The sequence below is a fragment of the Brenneria sp. L3-3C-1 genome (genome assembly GCF_016456245.1).
In the GTDB taxonomy this organism is placed as follows: Bacteria; Pseudomonadota; Gammaproteobacteria; order Enterobacterales; family Enterobacteriaceae; genus Brenneria.
The window spans coordinates 563,140-581,506 of record NZ_JAEMHF010000001.1 but is presented as its reverse complement, the minus strand read 5'-3'; the positions used below and the strand labels follow the sequence as shown (position 1 = coordinate 581,506).

Genomic DNA, 18,367 nt, shown 5'->3' with positions numbered 1-18,367 from the left:
GATATTGCCCGTGTACTACCAGCCTCAAAACGACCTGCTGCAACAGAGAATCATTCTGGTCACCGGCGCCGGTGACGGCATCGGTCGCGAAGCCGCCCTCACCTATGCCCGCTTCGGCGCCCGGCTTATCCTGCTGGGCCGCACAGAAAGTAAACTTCAGGCGGTAAAACAGCAGATTCGCGAAGAAAACGGCGCCGCAGCGCAGGTTGTTGTCTGCGATATGTTAACCGCCGATTCGGCCCAATTTTTTCAGATAGCCGAACAACTGGCCGGCATCGTTCCTCATCTTGACGGGGTGCTGCACAATGCCGGAATGCTGGGAGAAATTACGCCGATGACGCAACAATCGGTCGCTATCTGGCACGATGTGATGCAGGTTAACGTCAACGCGACATTTATGCTTACCCAAGCGCTGCTGCCCCTGCTGCTGAAATCCCCCAGCGCCTCGCTGGTGTTCACCAGTTCCAGTGTCGGGCGCCAGGGCCGCGCCAACTGGGGCGCCTATGCGGCGTCAAAATTCGCCACCGAAGGCATGATGCAGGTGCTGGCGGACGAGTATCGCCAGCAAAATCTGCGAGTGAACTGCATCAATCCCGGCGGGACGCGCACCGCCATGCGCGCGGCGGCATTTCCCGAGGAAGACGCGGAGAAACTGAAAACGCCCGAGGATATTATGCCGCTGTACCTCTACCTGATGGGCGACGACAGCCGCCGCAAAACAGGCATGAGTTTTGATGCTCAACCCGGCAGGAAAGCGGGCCCGGCCGAATAACCCGAAGAGGAACTCCCATGAGTGACCAACGCCACCAACAGCGTCAACAACGGATCAAAGAGCGCGTCGACGCCCGCATTGCCGCCGCCAGCGAAATACGCGGTATCCTGATGATTTTCACCGGTAACGGCAAAGGCAAGACCACTGCGGCTTTCGGTACGGTGACCCGGGCCGTGGGCCATGATCTACGCGCCGGCGTCATTCAGTTCATTAAAGGCGAGTGGCCCAACGGCGAGAAAAACCTATTGCAAAAACATGGCGTGGAGTTTCAGGTTATGGCGACCGGTTTCACCTGGGAAACGCAGAATCGCCAGACCGACACCGACGCCGCGCAAAAGGTTTGGCGACACGGCAAGCGGATGCTGGCTGATCCACAGTTGGATCTGGTGGTGCTTGATGAACTGACGTATATGGTCAGCTATGGCTACCTTGAACTGGAAGAGGTGCTGAGCGCCTTGCGCGATCGCCCTGCCGGACAGACGGTCATCATCACCGGCCGGGGTTGTCACCGTGATTTACTGGAGATGGCGGATACCGTAACCGAAATGCGCCCGGTAAAACATGCCTTTGAAGCCGGCATCAAGGCGCAGCAAGGCATTGACTGGTGAAGCGACGGGCAGCAGCGCTGCCCGTCGGACGTTGAAACTCTACCCGTTGCGCTTCGGTTTCGGCGAGGAACGGCGCGCCGGGGCAACCTGACTATGGCGTTTTACCGCGCGGCGGATCTGGTTGGCCTTCACCCGCCGGCGCTCACGCTCAACCGGCAGCTTAGTGACGGTTTCCGGCGGCAACTGTACCCGTTCGCGCAGATAGTTCACGCTTTCCAGCGCCATTTCCGACCAGCCGCCGCGCGGCAGGCCTTTCGGCAACGGGATGTCGCCGTAACGCACGCGGATCAGGCGACTGACCTGAACGCCGACCGCTTCCCATAAGCGACGCACCTCACGGTTACGCCCCTCGGTCAGCGTGACGTTATACCACTGGTTCAGTCCTTCACCGCCCTGATAACGGATGGTGCGGAATGAGGCCGGGCCGTCTTCCAGCTGTACGCCTTTACTCAGCTGTTTGATCTTCTCATCGTTGATTTCACCAAACACCCGCACCGCATATTCACGTTCGACTTCATGGCTGGGATGCATCAAACGGTTTGCCAGCTCGCCGTCAGTGGTGAACAGCAGCAATCCTGAGGTATTCACGTCCAGACGCCCTACCGCTACCCAACGCGAACCCTGAATTTTCGGTAATCGATCGAACACGGTCGGACGACCATCGGGATCGCTGCGGGTACATAGCTCGCCTTCCGGTTTATAATAGATGAGAACGCGGCAAACGGTCTCTTCGGTTTCCTTAACGGAAACGATATGACCATCAATGCGGATTTTAGTGGCTTTTGTCACATCGACCCGGTCGCCCAGGGTGGCGATTTTGCCGTCCACGCTGACGCGATTGGCCTGGATCATACTTTCTATTTCACGACGCGAACCATGTCCGGCACGCGCTAATACTTTCTGTAACTTTTCGCTCATCGAGCAACCTCTGAGTGTCGCCTTCACAGGCGTCGGGGGGATTCATAAATCACTGTTTAAATTCAGTTACTTATGTATAGATCGTTGGTTATAAAAAACGCTGGCGCGATTATACAGAGATCCGCGCCGTTTGTATGCCGATTGTTACAATCGGCGGCTATTTTTGTCTGTTTCTCAACCAAATCAACGCCATGTGCAGGCTATCGGTAAGTTGATGCTAGAGGAACGGCGTGATATCCCCGGTTCCTTCACGGGCAATGCGGGGCGTGGATTCGGTCAAATCGATAACCGTGGTCGGCTGCTGACCGAGAAAACCGCCATGAATCACCAAATCGACATGTTTTCCCAGCGTTTCCTGAATCTCTTCCGGATCGGACTCGGCAAAATCGTTGCCTGGCAGCATCAGCGTGGTCGACATCAGCGGCTCGTCCAATGCGGCTAATAAAGACAGCGCGATGGGATTGGACGGTACGCGCAACCCAATGGTTTTACGTTTTTCATTCATCAAACGGCGCGGCACTTCTTTCGTTGCCTTGAGGATAAAAGTGTAATTACCCGGCGTGTTGTTTTTGATCAGACGAAACGCCGCATTATCGACGTAAGCGTAGGTCGACAGCTCGGACAGATCGCGGCACATCAGGGTGAAATTATGGTTATTGTCCAGATCGCGGATACGGCAGATACGCTCCATCGCATTCTTTTCGCCCAACATGCATCCCAGCGCATAACCGGAATCAGTCGGGTAGACAATCACTCCGCCTTTATGCAGAAAGTCCACCGATTGATTGATCAACCTTGGCTGCGGATTCAGTGGGTGGATATAAAAAAGCTGACTCATGACCCTACCTCATGCTTCTAAAATACGGGAACGCGGTTCATCACGCCCCGTGTAATCGTGCAACGTCGTTATTTTCGCTTCAGCGGCCGAGGTGAAGAACGCGTGTCGCCACCGTCTACCGCATTCATTATTCCGCCAATGCCGGATGCCGCCATACCGGCTCCACCCCGGCAGGCAACCATAGCTTGCGCCCCAATTCAATCCAGGCGCAAGGCTGATGGAAATCCGATCCCTGCGATCCCAGCAACTGAAATTCAGCGGCATAACGGGCAAGTTGCGTACGCTCGTCCGGCGCCTGCTGGCATTGCGCCACCTCCATAGCGTCGCCGCCGTTGTCCGCAAACGCGGTCAACAAACGTTTTAACCATTTAGCGGTTAAATCATAACGCCCGGGGTGCGCCAGTACCGACACCCCGCCAGATTGATGAATAGCATCAATCGCTTGCTTTATTGTACACCACTGCGGCGGGACATATCCGGTTTTCCCTTTTGCCAGATACTTCTTGAACACCTGATTAATATTCGGCGCAATGCCCTGCTCCACCAGATAACGGGCAAAGTGTCCCCGGGTAATCTGGCCGCCAATCGCCAGGCGACTCGCGCCGGCCAACGCATCGGGTATGCTCGCTTTGGCCAAACGCAGCGCGATCTGCTCCGCCCTTGCCTGCCGTGACTGCGCCTGACGCAGCAACAGTTCACACAGCGCCGGATGATGGATATCCATGCCCAAACCCACGATGTGAATCTCATGGTTTTCCCACAGGGTGGAAATTTCCACGCCGGAAATCAATCTCAATGGCAATGCCTGCTCATTAATCGTCCGCTGGGCCTCGGTCAGTCCGCCGGTTGTATCATGATCGGTGATCGACAGAACATTAACCCGCATCGCTACCGCCCGGGTCACCAATGCGGCCGGCGCCAATACCCCATCCGAGGCCGTAGTGTGGCTATGCAGATCGTAGAGCGCAAAAGAGGGTGGCTGTTGAGGTTGTTGTGGCACAAATATTCCCGTTACTGGCTGTGTTCATGGTTTAAGTTGGCTATGATGCCATTAACGCGCCGGGAAGAGTAATCAAGATCCCGCCATCGCGGCGGACGCGGCACCAGAAAGTTTAGGCGAGCCAATAAAATAATCTTATTACCGGTGTTGACTTTCAACGCCCGAACTAGTTTACTAGTACGCAGGTTCAGCATACAGCAAACGAGATAATGATAATGGCAACGCAAAACACGATGAAACTTGGTTGGTGGCGCTCTTCCCTTTCGCGGGTGGAGTAATCACGCATAGCTTTTATCATTACATGCAGATATTCCCAAGCCCGCTTATCCAGCGGGCTTTTTTATGGCGGACAATTCCTGTCCGCCCCCTTTTCGGGCCGTCACTGCGTGACGTTGAAAAACACTTGCGTGTTTTTTTATGGGCAAGTAAATAAAACAGGTAACAATGATGCAAACAATACGACCGCAACTGGAGCTTCTGCGTACCGAGGCCGTCTACCGAAACGATCCTAACGCCATTTTTCATCAGCTTTGCGGCGCCAGACCTGCCACCTTGCTGCTGGAATCGGCTGAAATCGACAGTAAACGAAATCTGAAAAGCCTGTTAATTATCGACAGCGCATTACGCATTACCGCGCTCGGTCAGCAGGTTTCCATTCAGGCGCTGACGGCCAACGGCGCAGCGTTGCTGCCGCTGCTGGACGCCGCTCTGCCGCCCGGCGTGATTATAGAAGCCCGTCCCAACGCTCGGGAACTCACCTTTCCGCCTATCGACAGCATGCAGGACGAAGACGCCCGTTTACGCTCGCTGTCGGTCTTTGATGCGCTGCGCACGATTCTGACGCTGGTCGCCTGCCCTGCGGACGAACGCGAAGCCATGTTTTTAGGCGGTCTGTTCGCCTATGACCTGGTCGCCGGTTTTGAAGCCTTACCCGCATTGAGCCAGCAGCAACGTTGCCCGGATTTCTGCTTCTATCTGGCTGAAACGCTATTGATTCTCGATCATCAACAACAGGTCACGGTTCTCCAGGCCAGTCTGTTTACGCCGGACGGCGCGGAACGGCAACGACTGCAACAACGACTGACGCAGTTACAGCAGCAACTGGAACAACCCGCGCCGGCGCTGCCGCATCAGTCGATTGACAGTATGACGCTCAACTGCAACCAGAGCGATGAGGCATTTGGCGCCGTGGTCAGCCAGATGCAACAGGCGATTCGCATCGGCGAGATTTTTCAGGTGGTGCCGTCACGGCGCTTTTCATTGCCTTGCCCTTCGCCGCTAGCCGCCTATCAAACGCTGAAAGACCATAATCCCAGCCCTTATATGTTTTTTATGCAGGATCAGGACTTCACGCTGTTCGGCGCGTCGCCGGAAAGCTCGCTGAAATACGATGCCGACAGCCGCCAGATTGAAATTTATCCGATTGCCGGCACTCGCCCACGCGGACGGCGGGCGGACGGTTCATTGGATCGCGATCTTGACAGCCGTATCGAACTGGAAATGCGCACCGATCATAAAGAAATGGCCGAGCACCTGATGCTGGTCGACCTGGCGCGTAACGATCTGGCGCGCATCTGTCAGCCCGGCAGCCGTTATGTGGCTGACTTAACCCAGGTTGACCGCTACTCGTTTGTTATGCATCTGGTCTCACGCGTGGTGGGCACCCTGCGAGAAGATTTGGATGCGCTGCACGCGTATTGCGCCTGTATGAATATGGGCACGCTGAGCGGCGCGCCGAAAGTCCGGGCCATGCAACTGATTGCCGACAGCGAGAAAACCCGCCGCGGCAGCTATGGCGGCGCCGTAGGTTACTTTACCGCCCGCGGCGATCTGGATACCTGCATCGTCATTCGCTCAGCCTACGTTGAAGACGGCATCGCCACCGTTCAGGCCGGCGCCGGCGTCGTTCTGGATTCCAATCCTCAGGCGGAAGCCGATGAAACACGAAATAAGGCCCGCGCCGTTCTGCGGGCCATTGCCAGTGCGCACAACGCAAAGGAGTTGTTCTAATGGCGGATATATTACTGCTCGATAATATCGACTCGTTCACCTACAACCTGGTGGATCAACTACGCGCCAGCGGTCATCAGGTGGTCATTTATCGTAACCATCTGCCGGCCGACGCCATTATTGAGCGCTTAAAGCAAATGGAACGGCCGGTGCTGCTGCTGTCGCCCGGGCCGGGAACCCCCGCCGCCGCCGGTTGTATGCCTGAGTTGCTGCAACGCCTGCGCGGTCAATTGCCGATTATCGGCATCTGCCTGGGGCATCAGGCCATTGTGGAAGCCTACGGCGGCCAGGTAGGTCAGGCCGGGGAAATTCTGCACGGCAAAGCCTCCATTATCGATCATGACGGCTTGGCGATGTTCGAAGGCTTGCCTAATCCGTTGCCGGTCGCGCGCTACCATTCGCTGGTCGGCAGCAATATTCCGGCGACGCTGACCGTCAACGCCCATTTTAACGATATGGTGATGGCGGTTCGCCACGATGCCGACCGCGTTTGCGGCTTTCAGTTTCATCCGGAATCCATTTTAACCACCATGGGCGCACGGCTGCTCGAACAGACGCTGAACTGGGCATTGGCGTAAAAAAAAAGGACATCATCATGCAAAACATTCTTGAAAAACTCTATCAGGCTGAGACGCTCAGCCAACAGGAAAGCCAGGCGCTGTTCGGCGCCGTTGTCCGCGGCGAGCTTGAAAACAGCCAGTTGGCGGCGGCGCTGATCAGCATGAAAGTTCGCGGTGAACATCCGCAAGAGATTGCCGGCGCGGCGAACGCCCTGCTGGCCGATGCCCAGCCGTTTCCGCGCCCCGACTATCCGTTTGCCGATATCGTCGGCACCGGCGGCGACGGCACCAACAGTATCAATATTTCCACCGCCAGCGCTTTCGTGGCGGCCAGTTGCGGGTTGAAGATCGCCAAGCATGGCAACCGCAGCGTCTCCAGCCGTTCAGGATCGTCCGATCTGCTGGCGGCGTTTGGTATCCGGCTTGATATGCCCGCCGAGCAATCCCGGCAGGCACTGGATGATTTAGGCGTGTGCTTTCTGTTTGCGCCGCAGTATCATCCCGGTTTTCGCCATGCGGCGCCGGTGCGCCAGCAATTGAAAACCCGCACCCTGTTCAACGTACTGGGGCCGTTGGTCAACCCGGCGCGTCCTCCGCTGGCGCTGATTGGGGTTTATCGCCCGGAACTGGTGCGCCCTATCGCCGAAACCTTGCGGGTTCTGGGATACCGGCGCGCGGCGGTGGTACACGGCGGCGGCATGGACGAAGTCGCCATTCATGCGCCGACCCAGGTCGCCGAGCTGAACAACGGCGATATTGAAACCTATGAGCTGACGCACCAAGACTTCGGACTGGACAGCTTCCCGTTATCGGCCTTGCAGGGCGGTTCGCCGGAAGAAAACCGTGACATTCTGGCCGCGCTGCTACAAGGTAAGGGAGCGCGTGCGCACGATGCGGCGGTTGCCGCCAACGTCGCGCTGTTAATGAAGCTGTTCGGACAAGAAAATTTGCGTCAAAACGCGCAACAGGCGTTGGAAGTGATTCATAGCGGACAGGCCTACCAGCGAGTCACCGCCCTGGCCGCAAGAGGATAAAGCCGTCATGCAGGAAACCATACTGAATAAAATAGTGCGTGATAAAGCCCTATGGGTTGAAGATCGCCAGCAAAAGCAGCCGCTGTCGACGTTCCGGCACGATGTCGTGCCCAGCCAGCGGGACTTTTATCACGCGCTGCGCCAGAATCAGCCGGCGTTTATTCTGGAGTGCAAAAAAGCGTCCCCCTCAAAGGGATTAATTCGTGATGATTTCGATCCGGTGAAGATTGCGCAGGTCTATAAAGACTACGCCTCGGCCATTTCCGTGCTGACCGATGAAAAATATTTTCAGGGCGATTTTGCTTTTCTTCCGCAGGTCAGCGCGGCGGTTCATCAGCCGGTGCTGTGTAAAGACTTTATTATTTCGGAATATCAGATCTACCTGGCCCGCTATTATCAGGCAGACGCCATCCTGCTGATGTTATCCGTGCTGAACGACCAACAGTATCGGCAGTTGGCCGATGTCGCCCATAGCCTGAAGCTGGGCGTGTTGACCGAAGTCAGCAACGAGGAAGAACTTCAGCGCGCCATTCAACTGGAAGCCCGGGTGGTCGGCATTAACAACCGCGATCTGCGCGATCTCTCCATCGATCTTGAGCGTACCCGCCGGCTTGCCCCACGTCTGCCGGCGGAGGTGACCGTCATCAGCGAGTCGGGGATTCATCGTCATGCGCAAATTCGCGAGCTGAGTCAGTTCGCCAACGGTTTTTTAATCGGCAGCTCCTTGATGTCCGAACCCGATCTGACGCTGGCCGTGCGCCGCGTTATTCTGGGAGAAAATAAAGTCTGCGGCCTTACCCGCGCGGAAGACGCGCAGGCGGCCTACCAGGCGGGCGCCGTCTATGGCGGTTTGATTTTTGTCGACGCCTCGCCCCGTCATGTCGAGATCGAACAGGCGGCGGCGGTTATCAACGGCGCCCCGCTGCGTTATGTCGGCGTGTTCCGCGATGCGCCGGTCGAGCGCATCGTCAGTATCGCCAAGCAGTTGAATCTGGCGGCTGTCCAGCTTCACGGCGGCGAAGATCAACACACCATTTCTTTGCTGCGTCAGCAGTTGCCCGCCGCCTGCCAAATATGGAAAGCGCTGAGCGTCGCGTCCGGCCTCCCCGAGAGAAATCTACAGGCGATCGACCGCTATGTGCTGGATAACGCTCAGGGCGGCAGCGGTCAAGCGTTCGACTGGTCGGTGCTCAATGGCCAGAACCTGGACAACGTGCTGTTGGCGGGCGGTCTGAACGCGGATAACTGTACGCAAGCCGCCCGACTGGGTTGCGCCGGGCTGGACTTCAACTCCGGGGTGGAAAGTCAGCCCGGGAAAAAAGATGCGCATAAAATCGCGGCTGTTTTTCAGGCATTACGGGCCGTAACCCCGTAACACCCTGGCAGCACGGCTCATATTAAATCGATAAAAGACAGGAATATTATGACGTTACTCAACCCATACTTTGGTGAATTCGGCGGCCAGTATGTGCCGCAGATCCTCATCCCGGCTCTGCGTCAACTGGAGGAAGCCTTTGTCGCGGCACAGCAGGATCCCGAGTTTCAGGCCGAATTTACTGATTTGCTGAAAAACTATGCCGGACGGCCGACCGCGCTGACCCTATGCAGAAACCTGACCCACGGCACCCGCACCAAACTGTATCTGAAACGTGAAGATTTGTTGCATGGCGGCGCGCACAAAACTAACCAGGTGCTGGGACAGGCGCTGCTCGCCAAACGGATGGGGAAAAGCGAAATCATCGCCGAGACCGGCGCCGGGCAACACGGTGTCGCCACCGCGCTGGCGTGCGCCCTGCTGGGGTTGAAATGTCGTATCTATATGGGGGCGAAAGACGTTGAGCGTCAATCCCCCAACGTGTTCCGTATGCGCTTGATGGGCGCCGAGGTCATTCCGGTGCACAGCGGTTCCTCAACGTTGAAAGATGCCTGTAATGAAGCGCTGCGCGACTGGTCCGGCAGCTATGAAACCGCGCACTATCTGCTGGGCACTGCCGCGGGTCCCCATCCGTATCCGACGATTGTGCGTGAGTTTCAGCGCATGATCGGTGAAGAAACCAAAGCGCAGCTGCTGGAAAGAGAGGGCCGCTTGCCCGATGCCGTACTGGCCTGCGTAGGCGGCGGCTCCAACGCCATCGGGATGTTTGCCGACTTTATTGATGAAACCGCCGTTCGCCTGATCGGCGTTGAACCCGCCGGACTCGGCATTGAAACCGGACAGCACGGCGCGCCGCTTAAACATGGGCGGGTCGGCATCTATTTCGGTATGAAATCTCCGATGATGCAAACCGCTGACGGGCAAATCGAAGAGTCCTATTCGATTTCCGCCGGTTTGGATTTCCCCTCCGTCGGGCCTCAACATGCGTATCTGAACAGCGTCGGCCGGGCCGATTATGTGTCCATCACCGATGACGAAGCACTGGATGCCTTTAAGGAACTCTCCCGGCATGAAGGTATCATTCCGGCGTTGGAATCCTCTCATGCGCTGGCTTATGCGCTGAAAATGATTAAGCAGGAACCGGAGAAAGAACAAATTCTGGTGGTCAACCTGTCGGGCCGCGGCGATAAAGACATATTTACCGTTCACGATATTTTGAAAGATCGGGGAGAAATTTAATGGAGCGCTATCAACACCTGTTCAAACGTCTGGCTGACAATAAAGAAGGCGCTTTTGTTCCCTTTGTCACGTTGGGCGATCCATCGCCTGAGCAGTCGCTGAAAATTATTGATACCCTTATCGCGGCCGGCGCCGACGCGCTGGAGCTGGGCATCCCCTTTTCAGACCCGCTGGCCGATGGGCCAACCATTCAGGACGCCACGCTGCGCGCCTTTGCCGCGGGCACCACCCCCGGCCACTGCTTTGAGATGCTGGCCGCTATCCGGCAGAAATACCCTGATATTCCTATCGGCTTACTGATGTATGCCAATCTGGTTTTCAGCAACGGCATTGATGAATTTTATCAACGTTGCGCGCAGATCGGCGTCGATTCCGTGCTGGTCGCCGATGTCCCGGTTGAGGAGTCCGCGCCTTTCCGTGCCGCGGCGCAACGTCACGGCATCGCCCCGATTTTTATCTGCCCGCCCAATGCGGATGACGACCTGCTGCGTGAGATTGCGTCCTACGGCCGTGGCTATACCTATTTATTGTCGCGCGCCGGCGTCACCGGTGCGGAAAAACGCGCTCAGTTGCCGCTTCATCACCTGGTCGCCAAACTGCATGAATACCATGCCGCGCCGCCGCTTCAGGGATTTGGTATTTCAGAGCCTTCTCAGGTGCGGGAATCATTATCGGCGGGCGCCGCCGGCGCCATTTCCGGCTCGGCAATCGTGCGGATTATTGAAAAAAACCAGCATCAACCTGACGAAATGCTGGCGCAGCTTCACGCCTTTGTCAGCGAAATGAAAGCGGCAACGCGTTGATAACATTTCCACACAGCGCCAACGGCGGATAGTTATCCGCCGTTGGCGATTTGATGCGCCGCCGGGCAGGCTGGCGCATCATGTCATTAACATCAGAAACGATATCCGACGCCAAACATAAACACCCACGGGTCCAAACGGGTGCTGACGTTTTGCTGTTCGCCGCCCGCTTTAAACCTCACTTCCGTGTCGATGTCCATCCACCACAGTGACGCATTAATCAACCAGTTTTCATCCAGGTTGTAATCCAGACCGGCTTGCGCGGCCACGCCCCAGGAATTTTTCAGGCTCAGATCGCTCAGCCCGGCATCTTTCCCTCTTTGATTGAATTTTTCATCATAAAACATGGTGTAGTTCAGACCGACGCCCAGGTAAGGACGCAGCTTGTCGGCTTTATCGCCAAAGTAATACTGTGCGACCAGAGACGGCGGCAAGTGGCTGACTTCGGCAATGTTGCCGACGCCGTTAAGGCCGACGCGATGGGTGAACGGCGTCGCCGCCAATAACTCCACGCCAATGTTGTCGGTCACCAGATAACTGAACGTCAATCCCAACTGGGTATTATTATCAACCTTGAACGATCCCAGACTTCCCAGCACATTATCCGACCCTTCCACCGGACGAACCGTTGCCGTTCCGCCACGAACAATGATATCACCCGCCTGATGAGCCTGGGCAAATGCCGGCATAAGTGCAGCAGCCAGTAATACAAAAGACGCTTTTTTCATTATCCACTCCCTTTATATGGTTTAAATTTCGAGCGAAATATACCTCCATGTGGGTATTGTTGTTTTAATCCAGATCACATCTTTTAAATACTTTTTGCAAAAAACGAACTCGATCAATTCTACGTAACTCATTAAAAATGCAAGAATTGATCTACATCAAAAATAACTAAAGATACATAAAATGCGTTTTGGGAAAAATACGCTGCCAAAAGGGTGATTTCAGCGCTAGATTTTTATTCTGACTGACAGGATTCAATACCGGTTAAGGGCGGTAATTAATTAAATGAGTGACAATGCCTGTATGCACTGCGGCGCTTGCTGCGCTTATTTCAGGGTATCTTTCTACTGGGCTGAAGCTGATGATGGCGGCGGCGTAGTACCTGCCTTACTCACAGAACCTCTTACCCCTTTTTTACGCTGCATGCAGGGTTCAAATAGCAAAAATCCTCGCTGCTGTGCGTTGGAAGGCAAGATCGGCGTCAATGTCAGCTGTTCGATTTATGTTAATCGGCCATCGCCATGTCGTGAATTTATGCAATCCGGAGAAAACGGCCAAATAAATGACGCCTGCAATCGTGCGCGGGCCAGTTATGGATTGCCACCGCTGATCGCCGCCATTGAACCATCGGCGGCGGGATGATGAGAAATGAGAAGATCGCGCCCCCTGCGGGGGTGCCACAGTCTGGCGTAACAGGTTACAATTAAAGGCTAAGTAACATTGCTTATCTTTTCTCAAGGAGTTTGCATGCCTATCACGGCTAACACTTTGTACCGTGACACAATGAATTTTACGCGTAATCAGTTCATCAGTATTTTGATGATGGCGCTGTTGACCGCGTTCATTACTGTCATTCTGAATCAGGCCTTAGCCCCCGGCAATGAGGAATTACAAACGCTTAACGCCGCCAGCGGCGATCTCTCCTCATCCGCCGAACTGGGTATGATGGACTTGATCCAGCAGATGACCCCGGAACAGCAAACCGTGCTGCTCAAAATGTCTGCGGCCGGAACCTTTGCCGCCTTGATCGGCAACGCGATTCTTACCGGCGGCATACTGCTGCTGATTCAGATGGTTTCCGCCGGTAATCGCACCAGCGCGTTGCGGGCGATCGGCGCCTCCGCGCCCGTCTTACCCCGCCTTTTTATCCTGATCCTGTTCTGTACCCTGTTGGTTCAGCTTGGCATGCTGTTTCTGGTTGTTCCGGGCGTGTTATTGGCTATCGCATTAAGCCTGTCGCCGGTTATTGCCGTCGTTGAGAAACGTGGCGTATTCGGCTCCATCAAGGCAAGCGCGAAACTGGCTTATGCCAACCTACGCGTCACCGCGCCGGCCGTGATCCTGTGGTTATTGATCAAAGTTGCCATTCTGCTGCTGGTGACCAAAATCCCGATATTTTCGCCGACCGTCATTGCGGTGTTGCTAAATGGCCTGAGTAACCTGATATCCGCTATCCTGCTGATCTATCTGTTCCGCCTTTATATGCTGCTTCGCGCCTGATTTAACCTGTGCCGTACAAGCTGCGGCACATCTTCTTGTTTTTTATTGTTACTGCGCCGCCAACCTTTCCAATCGTAATTTTCTGCAAATTATTACGATATCAAGGGAACTGTGCCCCACAATAAAGGATAATACGCGCAGTTATCAGATAGCCATCCGGGTTATCGTCAACAAATTAGTGAGTGACGGATTGACACAATGAAGCAACTTCTTGATTTTCTCCCGCTGGTGGTTTTTTTTGTTTTTTACAAACTGTATGACATCTATGTTGCGTCCGGTGCGTTGATCGCGGCGACAGCGCTGGCGCTGATCGTCACCTGGGTGATTTATCGTAAAATAGAAAAGATGATGCTGGTGACCTTTGCCATGGTCGCCATTTTCGGCACATTGACGCTGGTATTCCATAACGATCAGTTTATTAAGTGGAAAGTCACCATCATTTATGCGCTATTCGCCATCGCGCTGCTGTTCAGCCAGTTCGTGATGAAAAAAACGTTGATCCAGAGAATGTTGGGCAAAGAGTTAACCCTACCGCAGGCGGTTTGGGGAAAACTGAACTTCTCCTGGGCCATGTTCTTTCTGGCGTGCGGATTGTTAAACATTTATATTGCTTTCTGGATGCCGCAAAGCGTTTGGGTTAATTTCAAAGTCTTTGGTTTGACTGGCGTTACCCTGCTATTTACATTGATCTGCGGCGTTTATATTTATCGGCATTTGCCTGACGATCGGGAAAAGTCAGAAGAAAACGGCGGCGAGCACTAACAATGCCCGCTTGATAAAAACAGCATAATTTATTGATACCACAATGAGCCAACAAAACGTGTTACCTCAGGGCGAGCTGGTACTTCGGACTCTGGCAATGCCTGCGGATACCAATGCAAACGGGGATATTTTCGGCGGCTGGCTAATGTCGCAGATGGACATGGGCGGCGCTATTCTGGCAAAGGAGATCGCAGAAGGCCGCGTCGTGACCGTACGGGTCGACGGAATGTCGTTTTTAAAACCGGTCGCCGTCGGCGACGTCATTTGCTGCTACGCGCGTTGCGTGCGTACCGGCCGTAGCTCCATCAATGTGAACGTCGAAGTTTGGGTAAAGAAAGTATCATCCGAACCGATCGGCCAACGCTATCGTGCGACCGAGGCGCTGTTTACTTATGTCGCCGTTGATGAAGACAGTCGTCCGCGCGAGCTGCCGATGGGCAAATGTCACTTTAACCCCGAAGACTGATACGCGCTTTGCTGCGCCAGCCATCCCACAAAAGAGAAAAGCCGCTGATAGCGGCTTGAGGTTGCTGACAAAGTCGTCTGTAAGCCTGAGATACCCGGGCCTACCGTACCGAGGGGCGCTCCGGCGGCTTACGCCGCTACGCCCCCTCGCCACGCTCTCCCTAATAACAGGCTTTGTCAACGGTCTGAAAGCCGCTGGTAGCGGCTTTTCTCCTAAACGCAGGCGTGATTACTCCATCACCGCCCCGCCATCAATCCTGAAGACGATGGTCACGACCAAATCCTTACCCGGCTTGTTGGCCTCATAACGCCATTTCCGCATCGCCTGTTTGATATCACGTTCAAACATATTCCGAGGCTCTGCTGAAACCACCCGAACGTTGTCTACCCGTCCGGAACTATCCACATCAAACTGCATTTTCACCCGGCCTTCAACCCGCAATGAAAATGCCCGTGCCGGATACTGCGGCTGAACCCGACTAAGCGGTCTCGGCCCTGTCGACTGTGTGTTCGCTACCGGCGCGGGAGCTTGTCTGACTGGCGCATTGGTCACATTTCGCGTTGGTTCATCGCTGGTAAAGGGTGCCGGCGGCTGTTTTTCAGCGACCTTCTCCCGTTTGACCGGTTTCGGTTGCTCCACCTTCTTCACCGGTTTTGGCTTAGGTTTAGGTTGTGGCTTCGGTTCAGGAAGCGGTACGGGGACAGGCTCAGGGATCGGTTCAGGTTCAGGAACCGGCTCGGGTTCCGGGATTGGCTCAGGCTCGGGAACAGGTTCCGGCTGTTTTACCGGTTCCGGTTCAGAGGGAGCGGGCTCTGCCGCTGGCGCCGCTTCAAGCGCGGCCGGATTCACCATAACCACGCTGATTGGTTTAGCGTGCTGAGGCAGCTCGATCGCGTTATTAAACGACGCGTACAGCAAACCCGCAATCAGTGAACTGTGAACGCCAACTGAAAGTATAAACGGCCATGAATAGCGGCGGGTCAGGAGAAACTTTTTTTGCGGCATAGTATGTCTTCATCCTCTTATGCCGCCCAAGTTTAAATGCAAATAGCAATCATATTCAATAACAACACGTGTGATTGTTAAAAAAAACCAGGCTAAACTTTATTTATCTGGCAAATCAGTCTATTGCCCCTGCCGTTCCATCACGTATGATAAATCACTTCTTTTACCCCAACCTGTGAGGCTCGCCGATGTTATATGTTATTTACGCCGAAGATTCCGCCGATTCACTGGAGAAACGACTGGCGGCAAGACCCGCTCATCTTGCCCGACTGAAACAGTTGCAGGATCAAGGACAACTTATTACAGCCGGCCCCCTGCCGGCCGTTGACAGCGAAGATCCGGGCGCCGCCGGTTTTAGCGGTTCAATCATTATCGCCGAATTTCCCTCGCTGGAGGACGCGATATCCTGGGCAAACGACGATCCCTACGTTGCCGCCAACGTTTACCAGCAGGTAACGGTAAAACCCTTCAAAAAAGTTTTTTGATGTGTATGAAAAATTAACGGCCGTTCGATGCGGCCGCTAATTTTTTCAGCAGATTACCACTCGTAGGCTACCGCATATAACAGCGCGCGCCGCTGCTGTTTTTGCTGCAAATAGCGGGCGTAGTGAATATGGCGGTAAGTGCGCGATTGCGCCTCCAGCCAGCGACCTTTTCGACGCTGCATCTGACGCAACATCCTCCAACGGCTGACTTCATTCCGGCTGCGTTTCATGGCATAACTCTTATATCAGTAACTCGCGGCGCATATTATAGGCCCTTGATTGCGCGATCCAAGCAGTGTTTGCATTTCCCTTAGCGTACAATGCATCAATAGCGCTATTTTATTCAGAGCAAAGACATTTCCTCTTTTATCAAACTATGCGTACACTTTGTCGATGACTTACAGAAGGGATCTCCGCTGCCTTTATGACAACATTTTATACCGTAATAAGTTGGCTGCTTGTTTTCAGTTACTGGTTGCTGATCGCAGGTGTTACCCTGCGTATTCTGATGAAACGTCGGACGGTTCCCTCCGCCATGGCCTGGTTACTGGTTATCTACATTCTGCCCCTTGTCGGTATTGTCGCTTATCTCTCTTTCGGTGAATTACACCTTGGCAAACGCCGGGCGGAACGCGCCAGTAAAATGTGGCCATCCACGGCGAAATGGCTGCGTGAACTGAAAGAATACCGGCGGATTTTCGCTACGGAAAACAGCGAGGTCGCCAGCGCATTATTTCAACTGTGCGAACGCCGTCAGGGCGTGGGCGGCGTAAAAGGCAACCAGTTGCAACTGCTGACCACCTTTGATGACACCATTAAATCGCTGATCCGCGATATTGAACTTGCCCATAACAATATTGAGATGGTGTTCTATATCTGGCAGGCCGGCGGGATGGTCGATCAAGTCATGTCGTCACTGATTGCCGCCGCCCGCCGCGGCGTGAATTGCCGGATATTGCTCGACTCCGCGGGCAGCGTGCAGTTTTTTCGCAACCGCTACCCGGAACTGATGCGCACCGCCGGTATTGAGGTCGCCGAAGCGTTAAAAGTGAATTTACTTCGGGCATTTCTGCGGCGTATGGATTTACGCCAGCATCGTAAAATTATTCTGATCGATAATCGTATTGCCTATACCGGCAGCATGAACATGGTCGATCCGCGTTTTTTCAAGCAGAACGCAGGCGTGGGTCAGTGGGTTGATCTAATGGCCCGTATTGAAGGTCCGGTTGCGACGACGTTGGGCATTATCTACTGCTGCGACTGGGAAATGGAAACCGGCAAACGGCTATTGCCGCCCCCGCCCGACGTCAATATGATGCCGTTTGAACAAGAAACCGGGCATACCATCCAGTTGATTGCTTCCGGGCCGGGCTATCCGGAAGAGTTGATCCACCAGGCGCTGTTAACCTCGGTTTACTCCGCGCGTAAGCAGTTGATTATGACCACGCCCTATTTCGTGCCCAGCGACGACCTGCTGCACGCCATATGCACCGCGGCGCAACGCGGTGTGGATGTCAGCATCATCGTGCCGTATAAAAATGATTCCGTACTGGTGGGCTGGGCCAGTCGGGCATTTTTTGCCGAATTACTGGCGGCGGGGGTAAAAATCCATCAGTTTAAAGACGGACTGCTGCACACCAAGAGCGTGCTGGTCGATGGGCAATTGAGTCTGATCGGCACCGTCAACCTCGATATGCGCAGCCTGTGGCTAAACTTTGAAATTACCGTGGTGATTGACGATGCGGGTTTCGGCACCGACCTCGCCTGTGTGCAGGAAGATTATATTGCCCGCTCCACGCTGGTGAATGAAATTGAATGGCAAAATCGGCCTTATTGGCAGCGGATCGTCGAGCGACTGTTTTACTTTTTCAGCCCCCTGCTATAAATATGGTTTTTCCCGTGTTCTAATAGCGCCATCACGCATTAACAGGATATCTTGTATGGATTTGAATAATCGCCTGAGCGAAGACGAAACGCTGGAACAGGCCTACGATATCTTTCTTGAGTTGGCGGCGGATAATCTCGACCCGGCGGATATTTTGCTGTTTAACCTACAGTTCGAGGAACGCGGCGGCGCCGAGTTATTCGATCCTGCCGAGGACTGGTTGGAACATGTTGATTTCGACCTTAACCCCGATTTCTTTGCCGAAGTGGTAATAGGGCTGGCGGAACAAGACGGCGAGGATATCACCGACATTTTTGCCCGCGTGCTGATTTGCCGGGAAAAAGACCACAAGCTTTGCCATATCCTGTGGAAAGAATAGGC

Annotated in this window: 19 protein-coding genes, 1 pseudogene and 1 other annotated feature; of the genes and pseudogenes, 14 read left to right on the top strand and 6 right to left on the bottom strand. The window is 54.5% G+C overall.

What is annotated here, in order from left to right; translation table 11 throughout:
* Positions 1–10: 10 nt before the first annotated feature.
* Both JG725_RS02655 and cobO read left to right on the top strand, forming a co-directional pair.
* Positions 11–772, top strand: coding sequence for a YciK family oxidoreductase (locus tag JG725_RS02655; RefSeq protein ID WP_199376441.1), 762 nt, complete (start codon positions 11–13; stop codon positions 770–772).
* Between the two features lie 17 nt (positions 773–789).
* Positions 790–1,380 carry a cob(I)yrinic acid a,c-diamide adenosyltransferase gene (gene cobO, locus JG725_RS02650; protein ID WP_172287681.1) on the top strand — a complete coding sequence of 197 codons (591 nt, stop codon included), beginning with the start codon at positions 790–792 and terminating at the stop codon, positions 1,378–1,380.
* A 39-nt stretch (positions 1,381–1,419) separates the two neighbouring features.
* On the opposite strand, the gene rluB is transcribed toward cobO, so the two are convergent.
* The 3 genes from rluB to JG725_RS02635 all read right to left on the bottom strand — a co-directional run bounded on the left by rluB (position 1,420) and on the right by JG725_RS02635 (position 4,136).
* Positions 1,420–2,298 carry a 23S rRNA pseudouridine(2605) synthase RluB gene (gene rluB / locus JG725_RS02645; RefSeq protein WP_172287683.1) on the bottom strand — a complete coding sequence of 293 codons (879 nt, stop codon included), beginning with the start codon at positions 2,296–2,298 and terminating at the stop codon, positions 1,420–1,422.
* A 217-nt stretch (positions 2,299–2,515) separates the two neighbouring features.
* Entirely contained in the window at positions 2,516–3,136 is a 621-nt protein-coding gene (locus JG725_RS02640; RefSeq protein ID WP_172287684.1) for an L-threonylcarbamoyladenylate synthase, read from the bottom strand.
* 127 nt (positions 3,137–3,263) lie between these two features.
* On the bottom strand, positions 3,264–4,136 hold the full coding sequence (locus tag JG725_RS02635; RefSeq protein ID WP_199376439.1) for a PHP domain-containing protein: 873 nt from the start codon (positions 4,134–4,136) through the stop codon (positions 3,264–3,266).
* Positions 4,137–4,375: 239 nt separating this feature from the next.
* Positions 4,376–4,480, top strand: a sequence feature (Trp leader region).
* A gap of 103 nt (positions 4,481–4,583) precedes the next feature.
* On the opposite strand from JG725_RS02635, the gene JG725_RS02630 reads away from it, so the two are divergent.
* From JG725_RS02630 to trpA, 5 genes and pseudogenes are all read left to right on the top strand, one after another.
* Positions 4,584–6,146, top strand: coding sequence for an anthranilate synthase component 1 (locus JG725_RS02630; protein WP_172287688.1), 1,563 nt, complete (start codon positions 4,584–4,586; stop codon positions 6,144–6,146).
* Positions 6,146–7,740, top strand: a pseudogene (gene trpD, locus JG725_RS20600) (bifunctional anthranilate synthase glutamate amidotransferase component TrpG/anthranilate phosphoribosyltransferase TrpD). The gene JG725_RS02630 and the pseudogene trpD overlap by 1 nt, the downstream one beginning before the upstream one ends.
* A gap of 7 nt (positions 7,741–7,747) precedes the next feature.
* Positions 7,748–9,115, top strand: a complete 1,368-nt coding sequence (trpCF, locus tag JG725_RS02615) for a bifunctional indole-3-glycerol-phosphate synthase TrpC/phosphoribosylanthranilate isomerase TrpF (protein ID WP_199376435.1) — start codon at positions 7,748–7,750, stop codon at positions 9,113–9,115.
* Positions 9,116–9,160: 45 nt separating this feature from the next.
* Positions 9,161–10,354 (top strand): tryptophan synthase subunit beta, encoded by a 1,194-nt coding sequence (trpB, locus tag JG725_RS02610; RefSeq protein WP_172288758.1) that lies wholly within the window; start codon positions 9,161–9,163, stop codon positions 10,352–10,354.
* Entirely contained in the window at positions 10,354–11,157 is an 804-nt protein-coding gene (gene trpA / locus JG725_RS02605) for a tryptophan synthase subunit alpha (protein ID WP_172287695.1), read from the top strand. The genes trpB and trpA overlap by 1 nt, the downstream gene beginning before the upstream one ends.
* Positions 11,158–11,249: 92 nt before the next feature.
* Here the strand turns inward: trpA and ompW are convergent, their stop codons facing one another.
* A complete protein-coding gene (gene ompW, locus JG725_RS02600; RefSeq protein WP_172287697.1) occupies positions 11,250–11,885 on the bottom strand; it encodes an outer membrane protein OmpW in 636 nt (211 codons plus the stop codon).
* 283 nt (positions 11,886–12,168) lie between these two features.
* On the opposite strand from ompW, the gene JG725_RS02595 reads away from it, so the two are divergent.
* The 4 genes from JG725_RS02595 (at position 12,169) to yciA (ending at position 14,611) form a co-directional block, all read left to right on the top strand.
* Positions 12,169–12,525, top strand: coding sequence for a YkgJ family cysteine cluster protein (locus JG725_RS02595; protein ID WP_199376433.1), 357 nt, complete (start codon positions 12,169–12,171; stop codon positions 12,523–12,525).
* A gap of 105 nt (positions 12,526–12,630) precedes the next feature.
* Positions 12,631–13,383 carry a YciC family protein gene (locus JG725_RS02590; protein ID WP_172287701.1) on the top strand — a complete coding sequence of 251 codons (753 nt, stop codon included), beginning with the start codon at positions 12,631–12,633 and terminating at the stop codon, positions 13,381–13,383.
* 198 nt (positions 13,384–13,581) lie between these two features.
* The gene (locus tag JG725_RS02585) at positions 13,582–14,145 is read left to right on the top strand and encodes a septation protein A (RefSeq protein WP_172287703.1); all 564 of its coding nucleotides are present in this window, start codon (positions 13,582–13,584) and stop codon (positions 14,143–14,145) included.
* A 43-nt stretch (positions 14,146–14,188) separates the two neighbouring features.
* Entirely contained in the window at positions 14,189–14,611 is a 423-nt protein-coding gene (gene yciA, locus JG725_RS02580; protein WP_172287705.1) for an acyl-CoA thioester hydrolase YciA, read from the top strand.
* 228 nt (positions 14,612–14,839) lie between these two features.
* On the opposite strand, the gene tonB is transcribed toward yciA, so the two are convergent.
* Positions 14,840–15,616, bottom strand: coding sequence for a TonB system transport protein TonB (tonB, locus tag JG725_RS02575; RefSeq protein ID WP_199376431.1), 777 nt, complete (start codon positions 15,614–15,616; stop codon positions 14,840–14,842).
* A 188-nt stretch (positions 15,617–15,804) separates the two neighbouring features.
* On the opposite strand from tonB, the gene JG725_RS02570 reads away from it, so the two are divergent.
* Positions 15,805–16,101: a YciI family protein gene (locus JG725_RS02570; protein WP_199376429.1), complete on the top strand. Its 297-nt coding sequence runs from the start codon at positions 15,805–15,807 to the stop codon at positions 16,099–16,101.
* Positions 16,102–16,154: 53 nt separating this feature from the next.
* Here the strand turns inward: JG725_RS02570 and JG725_RS02565 are convergent, their stop codons facing one another.
* Positions 16,155–16,331 carry a YciY family protein gene (locus tag JG725_RS02565; RefSeq protein ID WP_172287709.1) on the bottom strand — a complete coding sequence of 59 codons (177 nt, stop codon included), beginning with the start codon at positions 16,329–16,331 and terminating at the stop codon, positions 16,155–16,157.
* A gap of 194 nt (positions 16,332–16,525) precedes the next feature.
* On the opposite strand from JG725_RS02565, the gene cls reads away from it, so the two are divergent.
* Both cls and JG725_RS02555 read left to right on the top strand, forming a co-directional pair.
* Positions 16,526–17,986 carry a cardiolipin synthase gene (gene cls / locus JG725_RS02560; RefSeq protein WP_199376428.1) on the top strand — a complete coding sequence of 487 codons (1,461 nt, stop codon included), beginning with the start codon at positions 16,526–16,528 and terminating at the stop codon, positions 17,984–17,986.
* A 55-nt stretch (positions 17,987–18,041) separates the two neighbouring features.
* Positions 18,042–18,365 (top strand): HI1450 family dsDNA-mimic protein, encoded by a 324-nt coding sequence (locus JG725_RS02555; protein ID WP_172287712.1) that lies wholly within the window; start codon positions 18,042–18,044, stop codon positions 18,363–18,365.
* Positions 18,366–18,367: the final 2 nt, after the last annotated feature.